The 5,482-nt window shown below is 60.7% G+C and carries 5 protein-coding genes and 1 pseudogene; 2 read left to right on the top strand and 4 right to left on the bottom strand.

All coding sequences use genetic code 11. The annotated features are described in order from the left end of the window. Window positions 1-218 (top strand): transposase (locus ACRCSW_RS10685; protein ID WP_438704930.1); only part of this gene is annotated, 218 nt, incomplete at its 5' end. Window positions 219-227: 9 nt separating this feature from the next. Here ACRCSW_RS10685 and ACRCSW_RS10680 read toward each other — a convergent pair. Beyond that, window positions 228-1,362 (bottom strand): annotated as a pseudogene (locus ACRCSW_RS10680) (IS3 family transposase). A gap of 481 nt (window positions 1,363-1,843) precedes the next feature. Between ACRCSW_RS10680 and ACRCSW_RS10675 the strand changes: the two are divergent. Further along, window positions 1,844-2,095, top strand: a complete 252-nt coding sequence (locus ACRCSW_RS10675; protein WP_438704928.1) for a hypothetical protein — start codon at window positions 1,844-1,846, stop codon at window positions 2,093-2,095. 99 nt (window positions 2,096-2,194) lie between these two features. Here ACRCSW_RS10675 and ACRCSW_RS10670 read toward each other — a convergent pair whose 3' ends face one another. The 3 genes from ACRCSW_RS10670 to ACRCSW_RS10660 all read right to left on the bottom strand — a co-directional run. After that, entirely contained in the window at window positions 2,195-3,502 is a 1,308-nt protein-coding gene (locus tag ACRCSW_RS10670) for an HlyD family type I secretion periplasmic adaptor subunit (RefSeq protein WP_438704926.1), read from the bottom strand. Further along, window positions 3,492-5,219 carry a type I secretion system permease/ATPase gene (locus ACRCSW_RS10665; protein WP_438704924.1) on the bottom strand — a complete coding sequence of 576 codons (1,728 nt, stop codon included), beginning with the start codon at window positions 5,217-5,219 and terminating at the stop codon, window positions 3,492-3,494. The genes ACRCSW_RS10670 and ACRCSW_RS10665 overlap by 11 nt, the downstream gene beginning before the upstream one ends. 38 nt (window positions 5,220-5,257) lie before the next feature. After that, the coding region (locus tag ACRCSW_RS10660) for a hypothetical protein (protein WP_438704922.1) at window positions 5,258-5,482 on the bottom strand (225 nt) is incomplete at its 5' end.

The raw sequence follows: 5,482 nt of genomic DNA, 5'->3' as shown, positions 1-5,482 counted from the left end.
CATTGATCAAGCGCGATATTCAGCCCTGTATCCCGTCCCGCAAAGGCCGCAGGTCCATCATTCCCTACGACGCCTACCTCTACCGCAAGCGCCACAAGATCGAGAACATGTTCGCACGCCTGAAAGACTGGCGCAGGATCGCCACCCGCTACGACAGATGCGCCGATCTGTTCCTTTCGGCATGCGCCCTTGCCGCAACTGTCATGTTCTGGCTATGAGTCCTGACCCTAGGCTGCCAGCATTTCCAGTCTCATTTTCTTGGCAAATTCGGCCGGTGGGATGTTGCCGAGGGCGGAATGGGGTCTGTGGCGGTTGTAGTCCTCCTTCCAGGTTGCGATCTGGGTGCGGGCGTCCGTCGGTGTCGAGAACAGTACTTCGTTCAGGAACGCGTCGCGAAAGCGCCCGTTGAAGCTCTCGATGAAACCATTCTGCATGGGTTTGCCGGGGGCGATGTAGTGCCAGTCGACTGCCGTGCGCTGGCACCAGGACAGGATCGCGGTCGAGGTGAACTCTGTGCCAATGTCACTGACGATGGTCATGGGGCACCCCCGCCGGGCGATGACTGCGTCCAGTTCACGCACGACCCTCGTGCCCGACAGGGAGGTATCGGCGACCAGCGTCAGGCACTCCCGCGTGAAATCATCCACGACCGCCAGAACCCGGAACCGGCGACCATCGGTCAGCGCATCGCTGATGACGTCGAGGCTCCAGCGCGCGTTCGCAGCCTGTGGCACGACCATCGGACGTCGTGTTCCCAAGGCCCGTTTGCGTCCGCCGCGCTTGCGCACCTGCAGCCGCTCTTCACGGTATAGCCTGCGCAACTTCTTGAGGTTCATCGCGATCCCTTGCCGGTTCAGCATGATGTGAATGCGCCGATAGCCGAACCGCCGCCGCTCGGCCGCGACCGCCTTCATCGCGGCCCGTTCCGCGGCATCATCAGGGCGGATGCTCCGATACCGGATGCTCGAGCGATCCACTGCCAGCACCTCGCACGCCCGACGCTGGCTCACCCCGTGAATCACCACGATATGCGCCACCGCCTCCCGCCTCGCATCGGGCGTCACCACTTTTTGCAGCGACGTCTTTCAAAATGGCAATGTCCAGCATCGCCTCGGCCAGAAGCTTCTTCAGCTTCGCGTTCTCGTCCTCCAGCGCCTTCAAACGCTGGGCCTCCGACACGTCCATGCCGCCAAACCGCGCGTCGCCATTGGGCTCGAACCAATGGCGCTCCAATGGCAACTATTTGCAGAACGTCGCCGAGCTGATGCCGTGCTTGCGGCAGACCTCCGCTGTCGGCGACCCGCTCTCCTGTTCCTTCAGTATCCCGATGATCTGCCCTTCCGTGAACCGCGATTGCTTCATTGTCCGTCTCCATGCGTGGACGGACTCTACCAAAAACTGGAGGAGGTTCAGGGGCTCAGGTCAGCCGCTTTGCGCCCTTCAAGCTGATTTGGCAGACATTGCACTAAGGCCTGAGCGAACTACTGCATTTGCCATTTGCTGCATTCGCGATGCCGCACTGCCGCAAGTCCGCTTTCCCCCATTCACTTCGAAGTGACCCGCTTAGGGGCATAATTCTCAGTGAGAGCTGATCAATTTGACACTATCACCTTGGCTGCTGACAGCGAGAAATTTTGGACTGATCGACATGGTATTTTTAGCGCATCTTCCGGTGTTGAGCCTTGCGCAAGCACCTATCCACACGTGACATCGCGCGCAGATGACGCTGTCGCGCATCGAAGCATTGGTTCAAGGCGAATGGCTGAGACATTCGGAAGTATTTTTCGTCGCGCACCGTAACACCGGAATTTGAGATTTCCGAGCATGCTGGTAAGCTTGATCCTTGCGTTGCGAAGTCAAGGGCTGCTCGAACACGGAGGCCGGGCAGTCCTATAAGCAGCGGCGGGCGGACAAGCAGTTGCATGAGGATTTTGTGAATCTCGGCTACACCGGATCGCACGATCGCACAGCGGCTTTTGCCCAAGGCTGGCGCGCGCATCGACAAAAGAAACAGCAGGCGACCGGTCGCGGCACCTTTGTTCCGACGGTTTTTCGTTCGGGCGAAGCGTTCCAGTTCGACTGGAGCGAGGACTAGACGGTTCTGGGCTGCGAACGGACCATGCTGCAGGTGGCGCATATCACACCGTCGCGCCGCCGGGCTTTTCTTGTTCGCGCCTATATGTTGCGATAGTCGCTACTCTTCGCGGAACGCCTTACCCAAGCTATCCACAATCGGACGTGTCAGATAGTCGGCGACCGACCTGCTCCCAGTGCCGATGTAGCCCTCAATTGGCATGCCGGGGACCAGCTCCAGCCCGCCGAGCCGTGCCAGTTCTGCCGGAGCGACCTCGACAAACACGCGATAGTAGGCGGCACCGGTGGTTTCATCCATAACGGTCGTCGGCGAAATTCCTGCGACTTCGCCGAAAATCTCGGGCGTTGTCCGGGTGTTGAATGCGGCGAAGCGCAGGCGGACCTGCTGCCTGGGCTGAATGTTATCGACCGAGACCGGAGCCACGCGGAACTCGAAGGCGCGCGCCTCATCAACCGCAATGATCTGGGCGATCAGTGCACCGGGCGGCACGATGCCCCCTTCCGTCACGATCTGAAGCTCATGCACGTTCCCGGTAACGGGAGCCACGATCTCGATCCGCTCCAGCTGCTTTTCCGTGCTGACGATCTGCTGCACAAGCTCTTCGATCTGCTGGCGGGTTTGCTGCAATGCCGTCACGGCCTCTTCGCGGAACTGGCGATCCGCCTGCAGGATTTCCAGTTCGGTGTCGTGCACCGAGTTTTCGATGCGCGCGGCCTCGGTCAGATGTTCGGCAATCTGCCCCAGCAGGTCAGCACGATTTCCCTGCAGGGTCAGCACGTCGGCATCACGGGCCAGTCCTTTGTCACGCAGTTCTTCCTGACGGGTGAGCTCCTGTTCGATAAAGCCAACCTGTTCGCGCTTTGCCGCGATCAGGGCTTCGACGCCCGCAATCTGATTGTTGAACTGGCGGATACGTTCCTCGAGCTGCGACTTGCGCCCGGCCTGAATTTCGGCGCGCGCGGCGAAAATCTCGCCTTCCATGGTTTGGACGGGCTGCAGGTCACGGCCAGACAACAGCGGTGGCGTTTCGGCAAAGACAACGTCGGACGCGCCCGCCTGCTCGGCCTGAAGCCGTGCCAATCGCGCCGATGCCTCGGCAAGGCGGTTGCGGTAAATCTCCAGATTGGCCTCAAGGAGTGATGGATCAAGGCGGATCAGCACTTGCCCCTTTTGCACAAGATCACCATCCGCGACGAGAATGTCCTGAACGATGCCGCCATCGAGATGCTGCACGGCCTTTGGCTTACCCATGACGGCAATCGTCCCTTGGGCCACGACCGCGCCGCTGATCTGGGTCAGAACCGACCACACCAGCAAAGCGGCAACAAGCGCCAGGCTGGAGACAACGGCAACGGCGCCGGCACGACCCATCCTGACGGAAGGCGCGGGAGCGGCATCAACCGGCATCCTGCACCTTTTTCACCAGTGTAGCAGCGGGCCGGACAGCTTGGGCCAGGACAACCTCCTTGTCGCCAAAATGCGCGACCGTCCCGTTCTGCAAGACCAGCACCTTGTTCACGCTCGCAATCGCCGAGGGGCGGTGTGCCATGATGATCAGGGTCGCCCCACGTTCACGGCAGGCAAGAATTGCACGCATGAGGGCTTCGTCACCGATAGCATCGAGGTTCGAATTCGGCTCATCAAGAACGATGAGGCGTGGGTCGCCATAAAGGGCACGGGCGAGGCCGACGCGCTGCACCTGGCCGCCCGAAAGCGGCGGGGTGCCGTGACCGATTTCGGTGGCGTAGCCTTTTGGCAGGGACAGGATCATGTCATGGACGCCGGCAAGCCGCGCAGCAGCAATAATGGCGTCATCGGAACCGTTGGGATCAAAGCGACAGATATTGTCGCGGACGGTGCCCGACAAAAGCTCCAGCGATTGGGGCAGATAGCCGATATGCGGGCCAAGGGCGATGGGATCCCACTGATCATAGGTTGCGCCATCAAGGCGAATTTCACCGCTGTCGGGCAACCAGGCACCGACGAGCAGGCGGGCAAGTGTGGACTTGCCGGAGGCCGAGGGCCCGATTACGCCCAAGGCATCACCGGGTGACAAGGTGAAAGAGATGTTCGACAGGATCGGGGGGCGGTCGGCGCGGATGGTCTGACCGGGTGCAAATTTGGTGACGCCGCTGAGGGCAAGGTGGCCCTCAGGCGCGGGCAAAACGACGGCAGCGGGTTTCGCGGGCGCGGTCCCTAGCACATCGGCGAGGCGACGGTGGGCCTCACGCGCACGCACGATAGATCGCCATTGGCCAATGACCTGATCGATGGGTGCCAATGCACGGCCCGCGATGATTGATGTCGCGACGATCATGCCCGCTGAAATGTTCTGATAGATGGCCAGATAAGCGCCTAGGGCCAGCATTGCGGATTGCAGCAGCAACCGGAATGCCTTGGAAAAAGCGGCAAGCCCCTCGGACCAGTCGCCGCCGGTCTGGCCGCTTGCGAGGCCATCATCATGCATGCCGCGCCATCTTTTGCGGATGCGGTCGGCCATGCCTAGGGCGATCAGCGGCTCCGCGTTCCGGTAAGCCTGATCCACAAAAAAGCTTTCGCTTGCATCCATACCCATCGCACGCTTGTAACTGGCATCGGTGAGCCACTGCCCGGCCAAAGCTGCGATTGTTACAATCACTGCACCGCCAAGCGTCAGGAACCCAAGCCATGGGTGAATGAAGAAGACGACGGCAAGGTAGAAGGGCACCCAAGGGATATCGAAGAACCCCAACATGGCCGGACTGGCGAGAAACGCCCGCAGCACGGCAATGTCGGCAAGGGGGCGGCGGTTGGCACGATTGCCGCGAATACCGCTGGCGAGCCATTCTTCAAAGCCCGCCTCACCAAGATCACGATCAAGATGATAGCCCGCGCGTGACAGCAGCCGCACGCGCAGGAAATCGTAAAGCCCCATGAAAGCAAAGAGCACGATCACAACAATAAAGAGGCCGATCAGCGTTGGCACAGACCCCGAGGCGAGCACCCGGTCATAGACCTGCAGCATGAAAATCGGCCCGGTCAACATCAGAAGGTTCACGCCAGCGCTGAAAAGCCCGGCGAGCCAGAACGCCCCGCGCAGTTTGCGCAGGGCTGTCTTGTAGCGGTTTTCACCGAAGTCTTGCATTCTTGCTGCCATGGCCGGTGTCAAACTTTACCCATAGCTCAGTAGAACGAGAACTGGTTGTCATCCAGAGCGGCCAGTTGCGTGGCGCTGAGGAAGGCCGTTACTGTGGTGGCCGGATCAACAAGTGCGCCGTCCGGGATGGCGGAACCGCTTGGTTGGTTTGCTGTCGGCCCGGTTGCCAAGGCATCGCCTGCAATCGAACTGGACAGCGCTGCATAGGATCCGAACTGCGCGCCGACGGTTGGCGCGGGTTGGAATGACAG

It is taken from the genome of Tabrizicola sp. (assembly GCF_051645465.1).
GTDB lineage: Bacteria > Pseudomonadota > Alphaproteobacteria > Rhodobacterales > Rhodobacteraceae > Tabrizicola.
This window is presented reverse-complemented; position numbering and strand designations above follow the sequence as displayed.

Coding starts and splice junctions, on each gene's coding strand:
- ACRCSW_RS10670 (WP_438704926.1), bottom strand. CDS start 3,502: ATGCCGGTTGATGCCGCTCCCGCGCCTTCCGTCAGGATGGGTCGTGCC.
- ACRCSW_RS10665 (WP_438704924.1), bottom strand. CDS start 5,219: ATGCAAGACTTCGGTGAAAACCGCTACAAGACAGCCCTGCGCAAACTG.